Here is a 424-nt window from a genome sequence, read left to right as displayed (position 1 = left end):
GACTTCACCCGTCCGGGGCGCATCTCGAGAAGGCCCTGGTCGATGAGATCGCCGACGGTGACGATGCGGGCGCCGCGGGTTCCGGCGAAGTGGTGCAGAGATGCGCTGGTGCCGGAGATGCGGTCGAGCGTCTCGTTGAGGTCCTTCCAGCTGTTCAGGTAGGTGTCCACGACCTCAGCCGGGTTGCGGCCGGCTACCTGGATCCACCGGGAGGGCGACAGGTTTCCGTCGGAGGCGAGGATGTCGCGCACATCGACACGCTGGTGCGGCACGTCGATGTCGGCGCCGTCCAGCGCAGGCAACCAGCCGCCGATACGCTTCTCGACATCGACGACGTCGGAGGCGTCGATGAACAGGACATCGGGGCGTCCTTCGTCGGAAGGTGCCCGCAGTACCCATACAGCGAGATTGACCGCGACATGAG

The 424-nt window shown here is 66.0% G+C and carries 1 protein-coding gene; it reads right to left on the bottom strand.

The annotated features are described in order from the left end of the window. Positions 1-424: hypothetical protein (locus AC1DYG_RS20000; protein ID WP_477641587.1), on the bottom strand; the 424-nt coding region annotated here is incomplete at both ends.

It is taken from the genome of Pedococcus sp. P1_H8 (assembly GCF_056405175.1).
The sequence above is the reverse complement of the archived record's forward strand: the minus strand, read 5'-3'. Positions and strand labels throughout refer to the sequence as shown.